Genomic DNA, 18,309 nt, shown 5'->3' on the forward strand with positions numbered 1-18,309 from the left:
GCACCCTCGCGGACGGCAGCCGCGGGCGAGGCGGGCGTAGGGGTCCCGCGGCGCCAAGGGGGCCGCGGCGGCCGACCGCACGCACACCGGACCACCGTCGGGACGAGAGCCCGGACGGGGGGTGGCGGCGAGGGCGCGGTCGGCGTGCATCCGAGGGTCAGCCCCGCCCGTGGCGGAGCGCGGGGTGCGCGCCCGCGGCGACCAGGTCGGAGACGGCGGTCTTCGGGTCGCGGCCGGTGACCAGCGACTCGCCCACCAGAACCGCGTCGGCGCCGGCGTTGGCGTACGCGATGAGGTCGTGCGGGCCGCGGACGCCGGACTCGGCGATCTTGACGAGGCTGTCGGGGATCTCGGGGGCCACGCGGTCGAAGGTCGACCGGTCGACCTTCAGCGTCTTCAGGTTGCGCGCGTTGACGCCGATGACCCTGGCGCCGGCGTCCACCGCCCGCTCGACCTCGTCCTCGTCGTGCACCTCGACGAGTGGCGTGAGCCCGATGGACTCGGCGCGCTCGATCAGGGACTCCAGGGCGGGCTGCTCCAGCGCGGCGACGATCAGCAGGGCCAGATCCGCGCCGTACGCCCGCGCCTCCCACAGCTGGTACGACGTGACGATGAAGTCCTTGCGGAGGACCGGGATGTCCACGCGTGCGCGGACGGCCTCCAGGTCGGCCAGCGAACCGCCGAAGCGGCGCTGCTCGGTGAGGACGGAGATGACGGCCGCGCCGCCCGCCTCGTAGTCCGCCGCCAGCCCGGCCGGGTCGGCGATCGCCGCCAGCGCGCCCTTGGACGGGCTGGACCGCTTCACCTCGCAGATGACCTTGACACCGTCACCGCGCAGGGCGGCCTCGCCGTCCTTGGCTGCCGGAGCCTTCGCCACGCGCTCCTTGAGCTCGTCGAGGCTGACGCGCGCCTGCCGCTCCGCGAGGTCGGCACGGACTCCGTCGATGATCTCGTCGAGCACACTCACGCGAGCGGCCCCCTTCCCTGACGGTGGACAGTACGAGCGGTTGAGCAGCTGACCCGGTCCGCCCGCATCGGACGAAACCGCATCAGACGAAAACCGATGGTCACTGCGATGGTATCTGGAGGAGGGCGAAGCCCTCACATCCGGTTGACGCCGGTCCCATTACCTGGACATTCGCCAGTTGATCAAGGATGGAGCCAGCCACCGAACGGCAGGTTCCGGACAACGGTGAAGACCAGCAGCAAGGCACCGAGGCTCCAGAGCAGGCCGGGCCCCGGGTCGAGCCGCAGCGGGCGCCCCTGGACCGACCGTACCGCCCAGAGCGTCCACACCACCGCGAACACGAGATACCCGGCGACCGCGACCGCGTTGGCCCCGAGTGCCGCCGCGAAGTCCCCGTGCACGAAGGCGTGCGCGCTGCGCAGTCCGCCGCAGCCGGGGCAGTACACGCCGGTGTACTGGAACAGCGGACAGGCGGGGTAGTGCCCTGGTTCGTTCGGATCGACGGCGGCGACGTACGCGAAGGCCCCGACGACGGCCGTGAGGACACCGCCGGGCACGGCGAGCCGCCGCACCACGGATCCGGGAGGGCGCGTCACCCTCTGGGTTTCGGCGTTCACCCCACGCATTCTGCCCCGCGCGGGTGAGCCCTGCACAACCCCGCACGCACACGCGCACGAAAAAGGCGGCGCCGGTGTTCGAACCGGGGCCGCCTTCCCGCGATGCCGTGGCGGGTCAGCTCTCGACGGAGGCCGCCTCGCGTGCCGGCTCGGCGGACTGGGGCTTGCCCGCGCCCTTCGGCCGGCCGAGGCCTGCCGCGCTCATGGCCATGCCCACCACACCGCCGAGCGCGACGATGACCAGTCCGGCCCAGAAGCCCAGCGGGCTGGCCAACACCGTGAAGGCACCCGAGACGCAGAAACCGATGAAGGCGATGATGACACCGGTCCAGGCGGCCGGGGTGTGACCGTGGCTGCTGCCCGCCATGACTTGCTCCTCGTAGCTGATGACGTATGTGCTTGTGTGAGTCAGACGCTCGGTGGCCATTGTCCCGTACTCGCGTGTACCGGCCCGACCGGGGGTCCTCGCGTACGCCGCGGGCCCGGGATTCCCGCCTCCGGAGCGGGGCGCGCGGCAAGCAGCTGAGCCAGTGAGCCACTGAGCTACGCCCCGGTCGGGTCCTCGCCCCGGTCAAGCGCCTTCCACATCTCCTCGGGCCGGTCCGGGTCCGCCACGGGCTTGGACTTACGGGGCCGGGGGGTGCCGTCCCGCTCGTACCGGCCCGACATGGCGGGCCATAGCCGTCCGTAGCGCAGCGCGAGCAGGCCCGCGAGCAGGAGCAGCAGGCCGCCCACGGCGGCGACGTACGGCCAGGCGGTGTGGCTCATGGAGTCGACGGTCGCGGTGGTGTCGCCGGAGGCCTGCGCGGCCTTGTCGTCGAGGGCGGATTTGTCGGAGACGCCGAGGAGCGCGGCGGCCACGGTGCCCGCGCCGGAGAGCGCGAGGAGCCCGGCGACCAGGAAGCGTCCGGCACGACGTACGGCGAAGACGGCGACGAGCGCGGCGAGGCCCACTATGGCCAGGGCCGCGGGCACTCCCGTGACGTCGCTGCCGGTCGCGCTCAACGGGAAGTCGCCGCCGGCCACCGTGGTGGTGCCCTCCGACCAGCCCTGCCGCGAGGCGAGCAGCGCGACGGCCGCGCCGAACGCGCCGCACAGCAGGGCAAGGGCGAGGCTGCGCCGGCCGGACCGGGCGGGTCCGCTGGATCCGGCGGCTTCGTATCGGGGGTGAGGTACGGCAGTCACGTACTCCACTATCGCCCGGACCCCGGGCGAACCGTCACCCGGGGTTCACGTGAGACGCGTCCTACCGACGGGCGTGCTGATCCGTCTCCCCCGACCGGGGTGCTGACCGGCCTACTGACCGGCCTGCCGGCCGAGCCGGTTCGCCGTGTGTACCGCGCGCAGTACGGCGGCGGCCTTGTTGCGGCACTCGGTGTCCTCGGCCACCGGATCCGAGTCGGCGACGACCCCGGCGCCGGCCTGCACGTATGCCGTGCCGTCCCGCAGCAGCGCCGTACGGATGGCGATGGCGGTGTCGGAGTCGCCCGCGAAGTCGAGGTAGCCGACGCAGCCGCCGTACACGCCGCGGCGCGCGGGCTCCAGCTCGTCGATGATCTGCATCGCGCGGGGCTTGGGGGCGCCGGAGAGCGTGCCCGCCGGGAAGCACGCGGTCAGGACGTCGAAGGCCGTACGTCCCTGAGTGACCCTGCCGGTCACCGTCGAGACGATGTGCATGACGTGCGAGTAGCGCTCGATGGACATGAAGTCGACGACCTCGACGGAACCCGGTTCGCAGACCCGGCCGAGGTCGTTGCGTCCCAGGTCGACGAGCATGAGGTGCTCGGCGCGCTCCTTGGGGTCGGCGAGCAGTTCGTCGGCGAGGGCCTGGTCCTCGTTCGGGTTCGCGCCGCGCGGGCGCGTACCGGCGATGGGGTGCACCATCGCGTGCCCGTCCTCGACCTTGACGAGGGCCTCCGGGGAGGAGCCGACGATGTCGAAGCCGTCGAAGCGGAAGAGGTACATGTACGGCGACGGATTGGTGGCGCGCAGCACGCGGTAGACGTCCAACGCGCTTGCCGTGCAAGGGGTTTCGAAGCGCTGGGAGGGCACGACCTGGAAGGCCTCGCCCGCGCGGATGCGCTCCTTGATGTCCTCGACGGCCTCCTGGTAGTCGGGGCCGCCCCACCGCGCGGTGTACTCGGGGAGTTCCGAGGGCGGGAGCGCGGCGGGTGGCTGCGAGACCGCGCGCGACAGGTCGGCCTCCATGGCGTCGAGGCGGGCGACGGCGTCCGCGTACGCCTCGTCGACGCCGGTGTCGAGGTCGTTGTGGTTGATCGCGTTGGCGATCAGCAGGACCGTGCCGTCCCAGTGGTCCAGGACCGCGAGGTCGCTGGTGAGCAGCATGGTCAGCTCGGGCAGCTGCAGGTCGTCGTGGTCGCCCGGGCCGATCTTCTCCAGGCGGCGCACGATGTCGTAGCCGAGGTAGCCGACCATGCCACCGGTGAACGGGGGCAGTCCGCTGTCGTGGACGAGGTCGTGCGGGGTGTGCAGCGTCTCGACGGTGGCGCGCAGCGCGGCGAGCGGGTCGCCGTCCATGGGGACGCCGACCGGGGGTGAGCCGAGCCAGTGCGCCTGCCCGTCGTGTGCGGTCAGGGTCGCGTGGCTGCGGACGCCCACGAACGAGTAGCGAGACCATGAAAGCGCGGCGCTGCCGTTCTCGGCGGACTCCAGCAGGAAGGTGCCGGGCCGCTCGGCGGCGAGCTTGCGGTAGAGCGCGACGGGCGTGTCGCCGTCCGCGAGGAGCTTGCGGCTGACGGGGATGACACGCCGGTCGTTGGCCAGCTTGCGGAACGTCTCGAGGTCCATGGCGGCTGACCCTACTGTCCGGTCGACAGTACGTCGGACTCGGCGTCCTCGAGGAGAACGTCGGCGTCGAAGCAGGTGCGGTCGCCCGTGTGGCAGGCGGCGCCCACCTGGTCGACCTTCACCAGGACGGTGTCGGCGTCGCAGTCGAGAGCGACGGACTTGACGTGCTGGACGTGCCCGGAGGTGTCGCCCTTGACCCAGTACTCCTGGCGGCTGCGCGACCAGTAGGTGCAGCGGCCCGTGGTGAGCGTGCGATGCAGTGCCTCGTCGTCCATCCAGCCCAGCATCAGCACCTCTCCGGTGTCGTACTGCTGGGCGATCGCGGGGAGGAGCCCGTCGGCGCTGCGCTTGAGGCGGGCGGCGATGGCGGGATCCAGGCTGCTGGACGGAGGAATGCTGCTCATGTGGGCCATTGTGCCGCGCCCGTGGGGCCGGTCCGAGGGACGTCCGCTGAATGAGCTGCCGATGACTGGCGGACTGATGACCGGTGACAGGTGGGCGGACGAGGGCCCCGGCCGTAGGCTGACAGACATGTCGACCCATGCCAAGCGTGAACGACTTCTGCTGGCGGACCTGCTGGAGGCCGTGGGGCCCGATGCCCCCACGCTCTGTGAGGGCTGGAACACCCGCGATCTCGCGGCCCACGTGGTCACGCGCGAGCGGCGCACGGACGCCGCGGCCGGAATGCTGATCAAGCAGCTGGCGGCGCGTCTGGAGCGGGTGATGGCGGAGTTCGCCGAGAAGCCGTACGAGGAGCTGATCCAGCTGATCCGTACGGGGCCACCGCGGTTCTCGCCCTTCGCCCTGAAGCAGATCGACGAGGCGTCGAACGCGGCGGAGTTCTACATCCATGCCGAGGACGTGCGCCGCGCCCAGCCCGACTGGACACCACGCGAGATCGACCCGGTCTTCGCCAACTTCCTGTGGTCGGGACTGGAGCGAACGGCCCGTCTCATGGGCCGCAAGGCACCGGTCGGCCTGGTCCTGCGTCGCCCGGACGGCCGCACAGTGGTCGCCAACCGGGGAACGCCCGTGGTGACGGTGACCGGCGAGCCCTCGGAGCTACTGCTGTTCGCGTACGGCCGCCAGAGCGTGGCCGACGTCGAGCAGGACGGCGAAAAGGACGCAATCGCGAAGCTCCACGAGGCGAAGCAGCTGGGGATCTGACGGGTCCGGTGTCTCAGCCCGGCAGTTGGGCCAGGCGGAGGTCGCGGACGCACAGTGCCACGACTCCGCCGAGCCCGCACACGGCCGCGCTGACGACGAAGACGGGACCGGTGCCCCACGCCCCGATCGCCGCGGCGGACACGGGCATGCTGAGCGGGGCGAGGCCGAGGCCGACGATGCCGGAGACGGAGCTGACCCGGCCCAGGTAGGTCGGTTCGGTCTGGGTCTGCAGCAGCGCGCCGCACAGGGCACCGCTGAGACCGGTGAGCAAACCGACGACCAGAGCCACGCCGACGGCCGCGACGACGCCGGGCACGTACGCGAGCAGGCCGATGGCGACCGAGCCCACGAGGACGGTCACCGCCATGACTCGCCCGGCATGCGGAAGGCGCCCCCGCACAGCGAGCAGCAGCCCGGCCGCCCCCGCCCCGATGCCGAACCCGGCGAGCACCCAGCCCATGCCGGAGGCGCCCCAGCCGCGTTCGTCGGCGAGCAGGGTCAGCCCCACATTGAGCGGGCCGACGAAACCGAGGTCGCCGAGGGCGATGGCGACGATCAACGGGGCAAGGACGCGGTGACCGCGTATGTAGCGCAGGCCGTCGCGGAGGTCCCGCCAGGCGGTCTGCCCGGCGGCCCTGTCGTCCCCGGGCAGGTCGTCGACCCGTACGGACACCAGCAGCGGCACGGACACCGCGATCAGCAGTCCCGCCAGCGTGAACGCCGTGGCCGCCCCGCCCAGCGCCACGCCCAGACCGCCCAGTGGCGCACCCACGACGTGTCCGAACCGGATCGCGAGGCCGCGCATGCCCTGCACCCGGGCGAGCTGGCCTCGGCCGGTGATGCGGGCCGGGAGGGCGCCCACCGCGGGCATGAACACCGCGTCGACGGTGCCGAAGACGAGAGAAAGCACTGCCAGCGGCCACAGCCCGGGGGGCGCGGCGAAGAGCAGCGAGGCCACCGCGAGCACGGCCGCGCAGCGCACGACGTCACTGCCGATGACGACCCTCCGGGGCCCGAACCGGTCGGCCACCACTCCCCCGCCCAGCATCAGCAGGGCGCGCGGCAGAGCGCTCAGAGCGGTGACGATGCCCGCCTGTGCGGGCGTTCCCCCCTGGACGGCCGCCCAGGACAGTGCGAGGTAGTAGACGTTGTCACCCAGCATGGAGGCCGTGTAGGCGCCGAGCCAGCGCAGGACGTTCGGGTCGCGGTGGGCAGCCGGTCTGCCCGGGCTGGTGGCCGGGGACGTGAGCGTGGCAGGCACGGGACGAGGTCCTCTCGGGGCGAAGCCGGACGCGCAGTCGGGCGCGAACCGGTCGCTCATTCAGGCGCGAGGGAGCGTGCGCATCAAGTGCGGAACGGGAAGCCGTACACGTGCAGCGCGACGTTCTCGCGCCCTTCGGTGTCGCCGGCCGCCTCCGCGGCCCGGCCCTTCTCGTCGTACTTCATGGCGAGTGCGAGCAGTTCCTCGCCCAGCTCGGCCAGTTCGGCGGCCGTCAGCCGCAGCAGGGACTCGTTGTCGGGGGAGGCCGAGTTCCACTCGGGGCCCCAGGTGGGCCGCTCGTCGAGATAGCGTCGGTACATCTCGGCGCGCTGATCGTGGAACAGGCGTGTCGCCGCCAGGTGCGCGGCCGCCTTCTCCGGCGCGTCCCGGAAGTCCTTGTCGCGGATGCTGACGCCGGTCGAGGCCGGCTGCCACCAGCGCTCGCGGGCGTCCGCGCTCTGTGTCCCGGCCGCCTCGATCAGCCCGTGGTCGGCAAGCTTGCGCAGGTGGTAACTGACCAGCGAGACAGCCTCGTCGACCTGCTCGGCGAGCTGTGACGCGGTCGCGGTGCGGGCAACGGTCAGAGCTCGGTACAGCTTCATCCTCAGCGGATTGGCGAGCGCCTTGAGCGTGCCTATGTCGGTGATGGGGCGGTTCTCCTTGGCGGTCACGGCTCCACCGTAGATACGAAAGAAAAGTTGCGCAATAAAAATTGCGCAACTTGTCTTTCGTATCAGCCCGGCGAAGAGCCCCGGTCACCCAGTGGCCGGGGCTCGCGTCGGTGGAGATTCAGCGTATGGGGTGGCCCGCGCCTCGTAGGGTTTCTTTTACCTCGCCGATGCGCAGGTCGCCGAAGTGGAAGACGGAGGCGGCCAGGACGGCGTCCGCGCCGGCGGCGATGGCCGGTGGGAAGTCGGCGAGCCGACCGGCGCCGCCGCTGGCGATCAAGGGGACGGTGACGTGCTTGCGTACGGCCTCGATCATCTCGATGTCGTAGCCGTCCTTCGTGCCGTCGGCGTCCATAGAGTTGAGCAGGATCTCGCCCGCGCCCAGTTCGGCCGCCTGGTGCGCCCACTCGATCGCGTCGATGCCGGTGCCCTTGCGGCCGCCGTGCGTCGTCACCTCGAAGCTCCCGGACTCAGTGCGCCGCGCGTCGACCGACAGGACCAGTACCTGCCGTCCGAAGCGCTCCGCGATCTCGCGGATCAGCTCGGGGCGGGCGATGGCCGCGGTGTTGACGCCGACCTTGTCCGCCCCGGCCCGCAGCAGCTTGTCGACGTCCTCGGGGGTGCGCACTCCACCGCCCACCGTCAGCGGGATGAAGACCTGCTCGGCGGTGCGGCGCACCACGTCGTACGTCGTCTCGCGGTTGCCCGACGACGCGGTGATGTCCAGGAACGTCAGCTCGTCGGCGCCCTCGGCGTCGTACACCTTGGCCATCTCGACGGGATCGCCCGCGTCGCGCAGGTTCTGGAAGTTGACGCCCTTGACGACCCGGCCGTTGTCGACGTCCAGGCAGGGGATGACTCGGACCGCCAGGGTCATGAATTCACGGCTCCTCTGAATGCTTCCAGTTCCACTTCGACCAGGATGCGCGGATCGACGAAGCCGTCCACTATCAGCAGGGTCGAGGCCGGGCGTACGGAGTCGAACATCTCCTTGTGGGCCCGGCCCGCCTCGTCCACGTCCCGCGCGTGGGTGAGGTACATCCGCGTACGGACCACGGACTCGACACCGAGCCCGAAGGCGCCGATCGCGTCCAGGGCGTTGGAGAAGGCCACGCGCGCCTGCTCGTACGGGTCGCCCTCCCCGTACAGCACGTTTCCCTTGAAGGACGTCGTGCCCGCCACCAGAACGCGGTCGCCCGCCGCGACGGCGCGCGCGAAACCGAAGGACTCCTCCCAGGGGCTCCCGCTCTGCACACGCCGCACGGCTTCCGACGTCATGACACCGCACCCGTTTTCATGACCGTCACGACACAGCCTCCAGGGCCTCTTCCAGGGTGAACGCCTTCGCGTACAGCGCCTTCCCGACGATCGCGCCCTCCACGCCGAGCGGGACGAGTTCGGCGATGGCGCGCAGGTCGGCCAGCGAGGACACCCCGCCGGAGGCCACCACCGGGCGGTCCGTCGCCGCGCAGACGTTCTTCAGCAGCTCCAGGTTCGGGCCCTGCAGCGTGCCGTCCTTGGCGATGTCCGTGACGACATAGCGGGCGCAGCCCTCGGAGTCGAGGCGCTCCAGCGTCTCGTAGAGGTCGCCGCCGTCGCGGGTCCAGCCGCGGCCGCGCAGCGTCGTGCCGCGTACGTCGAGGCCGACCGCGATCTTGTCGCCGTGCTCGGCGATGACCTTGGCGACCCACTCGGGCGTCTCCAGCGCGGCCGTGCCCAGGTTGACGCGGGTGCAGCCGGTGGCGAGGGCGGCGGCGAGCGTGGCGTCGTCGCGGATGCCGCCGGACAGCTCGACCTTGATGTGCAGATCCGCCATGCGCTCCGCCACCTCGGCGATCAGCGCGCGGTTGTCCCCGGTTCCGAACGCGGCGTCCAGGTCGACCAGGTGCAGCCACTCGGCACCCGCCCCCTGCCAGGCGAGGGCGGCCTCCAGAGGAGAGCCGTACGAGGTCTCGGTACCGGACTCGCCGTGCACCAGGCGGACGGCCTGGCCGTCACGGACGTCCACGGCGGGAAGGAGTTCGAGCTTCGAAGCCATCACAGGGTTCCGATCCAGTTGTTCAGCAGCTGCGCTCCGGCGTCGCCGGACTTCTCGGGGTGGAACTGGGTCGCCCACAGAGCGCCGTTCTCGACGGCCGCCACGAAGGGCTTGCCGTGCGTCGACCACGTCACCAGGGGCTCCCGCATCGCCGGGTTGGCGACCTCCATGGACCAGTCATGGACGGCGTACGAGTGGACGAAGTAGAAGCGGGCGTCCGCGTCGAGCCCCGCGAAGAGCTCCGAACCGGCCGGCGGCTCCACGGTGTTCCAGCCCATGTGCGGCACGATGTCGGCCTGCAGGGGCTCGACCGAGCCGGGCCACTCGTCGAGGCCCTCGGTCTCCACCCCGTGCTCGATGCCCCGCGCGAAGAGGATCTGCATGCCGACGCAGATGCCCATCACCGGTCGGCCGCCGGCCAGACGCCGGTCGACGATCCAGTCGCCGCGCGCCTCCTTCAGCCCGTGCATACAGGAGGCGAAGGCGCCGACACCGGGCACCAGCAGCCCGTCGGCGTTCATGGCCTTGTCGAAGTCGCGGGTGATCTCGACGGCGGCACCCGCGCGCGCGAGAGCACGTTCGGCGGACCGCACGTTCCCGAAGCCGTAGTCGAAGACGACCACGCGTTTGGAAGCAGTACTCAATTCCACACCTCCAGCCGGAGGGCTCCCGCCACGAGACACATCGCGGCTCCGATGGAGAGCAGCACGATGAGGCTCTTCGGCATCTGCTGCTTGACGAAGGAGATGATGCCGCCGACCAGGAAGAGTCCGACGACGATCAGTAGGGTGGACAGCCCGCTCATGGCTTTACAGCGCACCCTTCGTGGAGGGCAGGATGCCGGCGGCCCGCGGGTCACGCTCGGAGGCGTAACGCAGCGCCCGGGCCAGCGCCTTGAACTGGCACTCCACGATGTGGTGCGCGTTGCGCCCGTAGGGCACGTGCACGTGCAGCGCGATCTGCGCCTGCGCGACGAACGACTCCAGGATGTGCCGGGTCATCGTCGTGTCGTACTCGCCGATCATCGGCGCCATGTTCTCGGGCTCCGTGTGCACGAGGTACGGGCGGCCGGAGAGGTCGACGGTCACCTGGGCGAGCGACTCGTCCAGCGGGACCGTGCAGTTGCCGAACCGGTAGATGCCCACCTTGTCGCCGAGCGCCTGCTTGAAGGCCGCGCCCAGCGCCAGAGCCGTGTCCTCGATGGTGTGGTGCGAGTCGATGTGCAGGTCGCCCTCGGTCTTCACGGTCAGGTCGAACAGACCGTGGCGGCCGAGTTGGTCGAGCATGTGGTCGTAGAAGCCGACGCCGGTCGACACATCGACCTTCCCGGACCCGTCGAGGTCGACCTCGACGAGGACCGAGGTCTCCTTGGTGGTGCGCTCAACACGGCCTACGCGGCTCATGCGCTCTGCTCCTGTTCTTGGTCTTTCTTCAGTTCGCGCACCGCATCGAGGAACGCGTCGTTCTCTTCGGGCGTACCGGCACTGACCCGCAGCCACCCCGGTACGCCGTTGTCCCGGACCAGGACGCCCCGGTCGAGGATCTTCCGCCAGATCTCGTGGGCATCGGCGAACCGCCCGAACTGCACGAAGTTGGCGTCCGATTCGGTCACCTCGTAGCCGATCGCACGCAACTCGGCGACCAGCCGGTCCCGCTCGGCCTTCAGCTGCTCGACGTACTTCAGCAGCGTGTCGGTGTGCTCCAGGGCGGCCAGCGCGGTCGCCTGTGTGACGGCCGACAGGTGGTACGGAAGCCGTACGAGCTGGACGGCGTCCACGACGGCCGGGTGAGCGGCGAGATAGCCGAGGCGCAGCCCGGCCGCGCCGAACGCCTTCGACATGGTCCGCGAAACGACGAGATTCGGCCGACCTTCGAGCAGCGGCAGCAGTGAGTCGCCGTGGCTGAACTCGATGTACGCCTCGTCGACGACCACCATGGAGGGTTTGGCCGCCTGCGCGGCCTCGTACAGGGCGCGGACCGTCTCGGGCGGAACCGCGTTGCCCGTGGGGTTGTTGGGGGTCGTGATGAAGACGACGTCCGGCCGTTCCTGGGCGATCGCCTGCCGGGCGGCGGCGACGTCGATCGTGAAGTCCTCGCGCCGCGGCCCGGAGATCCAGCCGGTGCCGGTGCCGCGCGCGATCAGGCCGTGCATCGAGTACGAGGGTTCGAAGCCGATCGCCGTGCGGCCGGGCCCGCCGAAGGTCTGCAGGAGCTGCTGGATGACCTCGTTGGAGCCGTTGGCCGCCCATACGTTCTCGACACCGACCGCGTACTTGCCGGTCTTCGTCAGGTAGTTGGCCAGCTCGGTGCGCAGCTCCACCGCGTCCCGGTCGGGGTAGCGGTTGAGGTTCCGGGCGGCCTCGCGCACGCGCTCGGTGATCCGCTCGACGATCGGTTCGGGCAGCGGGTACGGGTTCTCGTTGGTGTTCAGGCGTACGGGGACGTCGAGCTGGGGCGCGCCGTAGGGGGACTTGCCGCGCAACTCGTCGCGTACGGGGAGATCGTCGATGCCGATGCTGGAACTCACTTGCTCGGAACCTTCCAGTCGAACCGGGCCTTGATCGCGGCACCGTGGGCGGGGAGGTCCTCGGCCTCGGCGAGCGTCACGACGTGGTGAGCCACCTCCGCCAGGGCGTCGCGCGAGTAGTCGACGATGTGGATCCCGCGCAGGAAGGACTGGACGCTGAGCCCCGAGGAGTGACAGGCACAGCCGCCGGTCGGCAGGACGTGGTTGGAGCCCGCCGCGTAGTCGCCCAGGGACACGGGGGACCAGGGGCCGATGAAGATCGCGCCCGCGTTCGTCACGCGGTCCGCCACCGCCGCGGCGTCGGCCGTCTGGATCTCCAGGTGCTCGGCGCCGTACGCGTTCACGACCCGCAGGCCCGCGTCCACGCCGTCGACCAGGACGATCGCGGACTGCCTGCCCGCCAGGGCCGGGGCGATCCGGTCCTCGATGTGCTTGGTGGCCGCGACCTGCGGGGCCAGTTCCTTCTCGACCGCGTCGGCCAGCGCGACGGAGTCGGTGACGAGGACGGCGGCCGCGAGCGGGTCGTGCTCGGCCTGGCTGATCAGGTCGGAGGCGACGTGCGCCGGGTCGGCGGTCTCGTCCGCGAGGATCGCGATCTCGGTCGGACCGGCCTCGGCGTCGATGCCGATCCTGCCCGCGAAGTACCGCTTGGCGGCGGCGACCCAGATGTTGCCGGGGCCCATGACCATGTGGGCGGGCGCGCAGGACTCGGTGCCGTACGCGAACATGGCGACGGCCGTGGCGCCGCCGGCCGCGTACACCTCGTCGATGCCGAGCAGGGCGCAGGCCGCGAGGATCGTCGGGTGCGGGAGGCCACCGAACTCGGCCTGAGCCGGAGAGGCGAGGGCGATCGACTCGACGCCCGCCTCCTGCGCGGGCACCACGTTCATGATCACGGACGAGGGGTAGACGGACCGGCCGCCGGGCGCGTACAGCCCAACGCGATCCACCGGCACCCACTTCTCGGTGACCGAGCCGCCGGGCACGACCTGGGTGGTGTGCGTGGTGCGGCGCTGCTCGCGGTGGACGATGCGGGCGCGGCGGATCGACTCCTCCAGGGCGGCGCGCACGGCGAGGTCGAGCTCCTCCAGGGCCCGCGCGAGCGCCGCGGCGGGTACGCGCACCTGGTCCAGCCGTACGCCGTCGAACTTCTCCGCGTAGTCGATCAGCGCCGCGTCCCCCCGATGATGCACGGCCTCGCAGATCGGACGCACCTTCTCCAGGGCGGCCGAGACGTCGAAGTCGGCTCGGGGCAGCAGGTCGCGCAGGGCCGAGCCCTCGGGGAGGGCGTCGCCGCGCAGATCGATTCGGGAGATCACGTGGCCAATTCTCTCAGACGGCGATCGGGCGCCGGACGGTTGTATCAATCGCTGATACGGACCGCTGATCAGCGACCCGCCCGCATGTCGGCGGACCTCCGCGAGGCCGTCGGCGGCCCACCGCCCACGGCGGTGGCGTACCGGCCGCCGCCAGATCGCGGCCACAGCCAGAGAGCCACCGGCACTGCCGTGGCCGCCGCCAGGTGTGCATCGCGTCGGTGCGCACCGGTGCGCACCGACGGCGGCGTGCAGCGACGGCCGCGGGCACCGGCGTGCGCGTGCGGCCGGGACCGAGACGGCGGCACAGAGCTCCGGGGCGGTGATCGCCGCGCCGACTGGTGCGGCGACATGGTCGCGACGGCGGCAGAGGCCGGCGCGGAGTACGGTGCGTGCCGCGCGGCGGCCCACACTCCCGGACAGCCCGCCCCGAACCACGCCCCACCCCACCGACCAGCGCCCCGCCCGACCGCTCCCACCCGCGGACGCGGACCCGCGGACCCGTGGCTGGCCAGATTCGGGTGGCTGACAGTGGACCCGGAAGATCGTCTTCACCATTAGCGTTCGTGTCGTCACTCAGCGGGCATCACATGAACAGCTGTCCTAAACCCGCGAGTAGCTGAGGAGGAAGGAAAAGACGTGACCGAGGGCGCCGGCATCCGGGACGGGATCCGGGACGGGGAGCCGCCGGAGGATCTGACCGCCGCCGAGATGGGGATGTGGCAGGCGTTCCGCAACGGCAGCGTGTACGACCTGCGCGCCGGGGACATGGTCGTGGACGATCCGCACGGCGGCCATCCATGGGGTCCGGAGCGGAGCGTACGCGCGCGCGTCGTGTGCATGCTGCTGCTGAACGGGCCGCCCGCGCTCGACGGCCGTGTCTCCTCCCTGAAACTGTCCGGCGTCCAGATCACCGACGTGCTGGATCTCGCGGGCGGCACGATCGAGCCGTACGTCGAGATGAAGGGCTGCCGGTTCGAGAAGGAGATCCTGCTGCCGGAGGCCCGGTTCACGACTCTGCGCCTGGTCGACTGCTCGGTGCCACGTCTGGAGGCGGCCCGGCTGAACACCGAGGGCGATCTGCATCTGCCGCGCTGCCGCTTCCACAACGGCGTACGCCTCAGCGACGCGCACATCGGCACTGATCTGCTGCTCAACCAGGCCATGGTCTACCGGGACCGGCACGGCCGCTCGTTCACCGGCGACGGGATGACCGTCGGCCAGGACCTGCAGGCCGAGATGCTGGAGTCGGACGGCGAACTGAGCCTGCGCGGCGCCACGGTCGGCGTCTCGCTCAGCCTGCGCGGGAGCCAGTTGAAGAACCCGTACGGCCGACTGGCGCTGAACGCCCCGCAGTTGACCGTCGAGCGCACGCTCTACATGACGCCCGCGGGCCTGGGCAATCCGCTGCAGACCAGCGGCAGGACTCCGGCGCGCGGCACGCGGGTGCAGCGGTTCGAGTCCGACGGCGGGATCCGGCTCGACGACGGGCGGTTCGGGGACGCGGTGGACTTCGACCAGGCCCGCTTCACACTCGCGAACGAGCAGGAGATCTCGCTGCGCCGCCTCCAGACACCCGAGCTGCGCTTCCTCGGGGAGCGGCCGCAGCGCGGGCGGATCGTGCTGTCCGGTGCCCGCATCGTCACTCTGGTCGACAAGGCGGCGAGTTGGCCGGGTGCGGGCCAGTTCCGCATGGACGGCTTCCAGTACGAGAGTCTGGTGCCGCGCGGCCCGTTCCCGCTGACCCGCCGCCTGGAGTGGGTGGCCGCGGCGACACCGGAGTACAACCCGGAGCCGTACGAGCGTCTGGCGACCGTGCTGCGCAGCGGCGGCGAGGACGAGGACGCGCGCGAGGTGCTGCTCGCCAAACAGCGCCACCGTCGCGAGTTCCTGCCACCCGCGGCCAGGTTCTGGGGGTACGTGCAGGACTGGACGGTCGCCTACGGATACCGGCCGGGGCGGGCCGCCGTCTGGATGGCGGTCCTGTGGGCGGCCAGCTCGGTGGCCTTCTCGCACGCCGACCACCCCCCGGTGAAGCCCGGTGAGAGCCCTGAGTGGAACGCCTCCCTGTTCGCCCTCGACCTCCTCATCCCCGTCATCGACCTGGGCCAGGCCGGCCGGTGGAGGCTTCAGGGCGGCTGGCAGTGGGCGTCGGCGGCCGTGATCCTGCTGGGCTGGATCCTGGCGACGACGGTGGCGGCGGGGGCGTCGCGACTGCTGCGCCGGGGTTGACGCCTCAACCTCCCGTGAACCGCTACCTTTTACCCGGACTTGACCGTTCCCCACACAACCAAGCGACGGTTACAAACCCGTCACCCCTCACCTCTGGTACACGTCCGACCTGCGGCTTTCAATGGGCCTCACCATGGCACTGCTGCGCGCGTTCATCCGTACCGCCCGGATGGCACGGAACTCCTCACGTCTCGCCGCCGGTCTGCCCACCGACGACGAGGTGCTGCTCGACGCCCCGGACGAGCGGCTCGCGCCGGCGCTGGTCGCCGCGGGCCGGGGCGATTACGGCCTCGCGGCCAAATTACTCGCCGCCACCCGGGAGTCCGCGGAGTGGGAGAACCGCGACCGGTACGTGACGCGCCTCGCCGCCTTCGCGCGCTCCCGACCGGAGTGGTTCGAGCACTGGCGGTCCGCGGCCCCGCACGACCCGGACGCGCTTCTGGTCAAGGCCGAGCTGGAGGTGTGCCGGGGCTGGGACTCACCGGCACGCGCCGAACTGCTGCGCCAGGTCGCGCCGTTGATCACCACGGCCGCCGAGGGCGACCCGCGCGACCCGGTGCCGTGGCGCGTCGCGCTGGACCACGCCCGGGGCACCAACGCGACGCACACCGAGTTCGAGCAGCTGTGGGCCGAGGCCGTACGCCGCTCCTCGCACCACTACGGCTGCCATGTGGCCGCCCTGCAGTACCTGTCCGCCGCCTGGTACGGCTCGCACCACGAGTGCTTCGACTTCGCCGAAGAGGCCGCGCAGGACACGCTGCCCGGCTCCCTCATCCAGGCGCTGCCGGTCCGCGCGGCCTTCGCGTATCTGATCGGGGGCGGTGAGAGCGGGGTGCCGCGGGGGCGCCTCGACGCGGCGGCCGACCTGGCGATCGCCGTGTCGGCCCAGTACGCGGCCGGCGACCCCTGGCCCGCGCAGGTCCGCAATCTGCTCACGTATGTGCTGATCAGACTCGAACGCTGGCAGGACGCGCTGGAACAGCTGCGCTGGATCGGTCCGCACGCCACCTCGTTCCCCTGGGACCGGATCTCGGACGACCCGCTCGGGCAGTTCCTGGAAATGCGCGACGGGATACGGCTCGAAGTGGCCGCGACCATGCCTCTGGGGCTCTCGCGCCGGCCGTCGAAGCCCCGGTCGGCGCCACCGCGGGAGTCACCCAGCGGGCAGCGCCCGTATCCACGGAGTGAGCGCGGCTGACCCGCCCGCCCGGCGACCATTAGGCTTCTGCGTCGTGACCACCGTCCGGCTCCCGCTCTTTCCCCTGAACTCCGTCCTGTTCCCTGGCCTCGTGCTGCCTTTGAACATTTTCGAGGAGCGCTACCGCGCGATAATGCGCGAGTTGCTGAAGTCTCCCGAGGACGAGCCGCGCCGGTTCGCCGTCGTCGCCATCCGCGACGGTCACGAGGTCGCGCCGAGCGCACCCGGCATGCCGGACCAGACGGCCGTGCCCGAGCGCGGGCCCGCGGCCGGCTTCGGCGACGAGCCGGTGAAGGCCTTCCACGAGGTGGGCTGCATCGCCGACGCGGCGACCATCCGGGAGCGGGCCGACGGCAGCTTCGAGGTGCTGGCCACCGGGACGACCCGGGTACGGCTGCTCTCGGTCGACGCGTCCGGCGCGTTTCTGACGGCCGAGCTGGAGGAGCTGGAGGAGGATCCGGGCGACGAGGCGGGGGCGCTGGCCGAAGGGGTGCTGCGGGCCTTCCGGCAGTACCAGAAGCGGCTGGCCGGGGCCCGCGAGCGGTCCCTGTCGACCGGGACCGAGCTGCCGGACGAGCCGGCCGTCGTCTCGTACCTGGTCGCGGCCGCGGCGATGCTGGACGTCCCGGCGAAACAGAGCCTGCTCCAGGCGCCGGACACGGCGTCGCGGCTGCGCGAGGAGCTGAAATTGCTGCGCACGGAGACCGCGATCATCCGTAATCTGCCGTCACTGCCCGCGTCGGACCTGACGCGCGGCCCGACAAGTCTGAACTGACGCGACGCACGACCGAGGCACGCGAGAAGGCTGATGGCGAAGAAATCGAAGAAACAGCAGCAGCCGGGAGGCACACCCGCGACGGTGGCGCTCACCGCGGCCGGGGTCCCGTACACGGTCCACGCCTACGAGCACGACCCCTCTCACCCGTCGTACGGGGAGGAGGCGGCCGAGGCGACGGGCGTGTCACCCGATCGGGTCTTCAAGACCCTGGTCGCGGACGTCGACGGCGAACTCACGGTGGCCGTCGTCCCCGTGGCGGGTTCACTCGACCTGAAGGCCCTGGCGGCCGCGGTGGGCGGCAAACGCGCCGCGATGGCCGACCCGGCGGCCGCGGAACGCACGACAGGGTACGTCCGCGGCGGCATCTCCCCCCTCGGCCAACGCAAGAAGCTGCGCACGGTACTCGACTCCTCCGCCTCGGCCCACCCCACGATCTGCGTCTCGGCGGGCCGCCGCGGCCTCGAAGTCGAACTGTCCCCCAACGACCTGACCAAGCTCACGGAAGCGGTATCGGCCCCGATCGCCCGCGCATGACTCCGACTCTCGACCTCTCGACCTCTCGGGCGTTCGAGGAGCCGGGGGCTTCTGGGGCAAAGCCCCCGGGCGGGGCCTGGGGCAGCGCCTCCGGACGGGATCTCGGGCAGCGCCTCCGGACGGGATCTGGGGCAGCTTCACCGGAACGGGGCCTGGGCCAGAACCCCCGGACAGGGACTGAGGCACCCCCCGACGGGA

General features: G+C 71.3%; 21 protein-coding genes. 5 read left to right on the forward strand and 16 right to left on the reverse strand.

The window, feature by feature from the left end:
- Nucleotides 1-157: 157 nt before the first annotated feature.
- The 6 genes from trpC to hisI all read right to left on the reverse strand — a co-directional run bounded on the left by trpC (nt 158) and on the right by hisI (nt 4,796).
- A complete protein-coding gene (gene trpC, locus FE633_RS43585) occupies nt 158-967 on the reverse strand; it encodes an indole-3-glycerol phosphate synthase TrpC (RefSeq protein ID WP_138050707.1) in 810 nt (269 codons plus the stop codon).
- Between the two features lie 182 nt (nt 968-1,149).
- Nucleotides 1,150-1,593, reverse strand: a complete 444-nt coding sequence (locus FE633_RS43590; protein WP_138050708.1) for a DUF2752 domain-containing protein — start codon at nt 1,591-1,593, stop codon at nt 1,150-1,152.
- Between the two features lie 106 nt (nt 1,594-1,699).
- Nucleotides 1,700-1,951 carry an HGxxPAAW family protein gene (locus tag FE633_RS43595; protein WP_138050709.1) on the reverse strand — a complete coding sequence of 84 codons (252 nt, stop codon included), beginning with the start codon at nt 1,949-1,951 and terminating at the stop codon, nt 1,700-1,702.
- A 176-nt stretch (nt 1,952-2,127) separates the two neighbouring features.
- Nucleotides 2,128-2,778, reverse strand: coding sequence for a TIGR02234 family membrane protein (locus FE633_RS43600; protein WP_138050710.1), 651 nt, complete (start codon nt 2,776-2,778; stop codon nt 2,128-2,130).
- 102 nt (nt 2,779-2,880) lie between these two features.
- On the reverse strand, nt 2,881-4,392 hold the full coding sequence (locus FE633_RS43605) for an anthranilate synthase component I (protein ID WP_138050711.1): 1,512 nt from the start codon (nt 4,390-4,392) through the stop codon (nt 2,881-2,883).
- An 11-nt stretch (nt 4,393-4,403) separates the two neighbouring features.
- The gene (gene hisI, locus FE633_RS43610; protein ID WP_138050712.1) at nt 4,404-4,796 is read right to left on the reverse strand and encodes a phosphoribosyl-AMP cyclohydrolase; all 393 of its coding nucleotides are present in this window, start codon (nt 4,794-4,796) and stop codon (nt 4,404-4,406) included.
- Between the two features lie 127 nt (nt 4,797-4,923).
- On the opposite strand from hisI, the gene FE633_RS43615 reads away from it, so the two are divergent.
- Nucleotides 4,924-5,559 (forward strand): TIGR03085 family metal-binding protein, encoded by a 636-nt coding sequence (locus tag FE633_RS43615; protein ID WP_138050713.1) that lies wholly within the window; start codon nt 4,924-4,926, stop codon nt 5,557-5,559.
- A 13-nt stretch (nt 5,560-5,572) separates the two neighbouring features.
- Here FE633_RS43615 and FE633_RS43620 read toward each other — a convergent pair whose 3' ends face one another.
- The 10 genes from FE633_RS43620 to hisD form a co-directional block, all read right to left on the reverse strand.
- On the reverse strand, nt 5,573-6,820 hold the full coding sequence (locus FE633_RS43620) for an MFS transporter (RefSeq protein WP_246114103.1): 1,248 nt from the start codon (nt 6,818-6,820) through the stop codon (nt 5,573-5,575).
- Between the two features lie 83 nt (nt 6,821-6,903).
- A complete protein-coding gene (locus FE633_RS43625) occupies nt 6,904-7,491 on the reverse strand; it encodes a winged helix-turn-helix domain-containing protein (protein WP_138050715.1) in 588 nt (195 codons plus the stop codon).
- 118 nt (nt 7,492-7,609) lie between these two features.
- On the reverse strand, nt 7,610-8,365 hold the full coding sequence (hisF, locus tag FE633_RS43630) for an imidazole glycerol phosphate synthase subunit HisF (RefSeq protein ID WP_138050716.1): 756 nt from the start codon (nt 8,363-8,365) through the stop codon (nt 7,610-7,612).
- Nucleotides 8,362-8,766: a RidA family protein gene (locus tag FE633_RS43635; protein ID WP_138050717.1), complete on the reverse strand. Its 405-nt coding sequence runs from the start codon at nt 8,764-8,766 to the stop codon at nt 8,362-8,364. Before FE633_RS43635 ends, hisF begins: the two co-directional genes overlap by 4 nt.
- A gap of 25 nt (nt 8,767-8,791) precedes the next feature.
- Entirely contained in the window at nt 8,792-9,526 is a 735-nt protein-coding gene (gene priA, locus FE633_RS43640; protein WP_138050718.1) for a bifunctional 1-(5-phosphoribosyl)-5-((5-phosphoribosylamino)methylideneamino)imidazole-4-carboxamide isomerase/phosphoribosylanthranilate isomerase PriA, read from the reverse strand.
- Nucleotides 9,526-10,176 (reverse strand): imidazole glycerol phosphate synthase subunit HisH, encoded by a 651-nt coding sequence (gene hisH / locus FE633_RS43645; RefSeq protein ID WP_138050719.1) that lies wholly within the window; start codon nt 10,174-10,176, stop codon nt 9,526-9,528. The genes priA and hisH overlap by 1 nt, the downstream gene beginning before the upstream one ends.
- Nucleotides 10,167-10,331 (reverse strand): hypothetical protein, encoded by a 165-nt coding sequence (locus FE633_RS47600; RefSeq protein WP_171060369.1) that lies wholly within the window; start codon nt 10,329-10,331, stop codon nt 10,167-10,169. Before FE633_RS47600 ends, hisH begins: the two co-directional genes overlap by 10 nt.
- A gap of 4 nt (nt 10,332-10,335) precedes the next feature.
- Entirely contained in the window at nt 10,336-10,929 is a 594-nt protein-coding gene (gene hisB, locus FE633_RS43650; RefSeq protein ID WP_119106011.1) for an imidazoleglycerol-phosphate dehydratase HisB, read from the reverse strand.
- Nucleotides 10,926-12,053, reverse strand: coding sequence for a histidinol-phosphate transaminase (locus FE633_RS43655; protein WP_246114104.1), 1,128 nt, complete (start codon nt 12,051-12,053; stop codon nt 10,926-10,928). The genes hisB and FE633_RS43655 overlap by 4 nt, the downstream gene beginning before the upstream one ends.
- Entirely contained in the window at nt 12,050-13,372 is a 1,323-nt protein-coding gene (gene hisD / locus FE633_RS43660; RefSeq protein ID WP_138050720.1) for a histidinol dehydrogenase, read from the reverse strand. Before hisD ends, FE633_RS43655 begins: the two co-directional genes overlap by 4 nt.
- 636 nt (nt 13,373-14,008) lie before the next feature.
- Here hisD and FE633_RS43665 point away from each other — a divergent pair.
- From FE633_RS43665 to ybaK, 4 genes are all read left to right on the forward strand, one after another.
- A complete protein-coding gene (locus FE633_RS43665) occupies nt 14,009-15,601 on the forward strand; it encodes an oxidoreductase (RefSeq protein WP_138050721.1) in 1,593 nt (530 codons plus the stop codon).
- A 133-nt stretch (nt 15,602-15,734) separates the two neighbouring features.
- Nucleotides 15,735-16,799, forward strand: coding sequence for a hypothetical protein (locus FE633_RS43670; protein ID WP_425473315.1), 1,065 nt, complete (start codon nt 15,735-15,737; stop codon nt 16,797-16,799).
- A gap of 34 nt (nt 16,800-16,833) precedes the next feature.
- Nucleotides 16,834-17,574: an LON peptidase substrate-binding domain-containing protein gene (locus tag FE633_RS43675; RefSeq protein WP_138050722.1), complete on the forward strand. Its 741-nt coding sequence runs from the start codon at nt 16,834-16,836 to the stop codon at nt 17,572-17,574.
- Between the two features lie 33 nt (nt 17,575-17,607).
- The gene (gene ybaK, locus FE633_RS43680; protein WP_138050723.1) at nt 17,608-18,111 is read left to right on the forward strand and encodes a Cys-tRNA(Pro) deacylase; all 504 of its coding nucleotides are present in this window, start codon (nt 17,608-17,610) and stop codon (nt 18,109-18,111) included.
- Nucleotides 18,112-18,309: the final 198 nt, after the last annotated feature.

This window comes from Streptomyces montanus, from assembly GCF_005786655.1.
Lineage (GTDB): Bacteria > Actinomycetota > Actinomycetes > Streptomycetales > Streptomycetaceae > Streptomyces > Streptomyces sporangiiformans.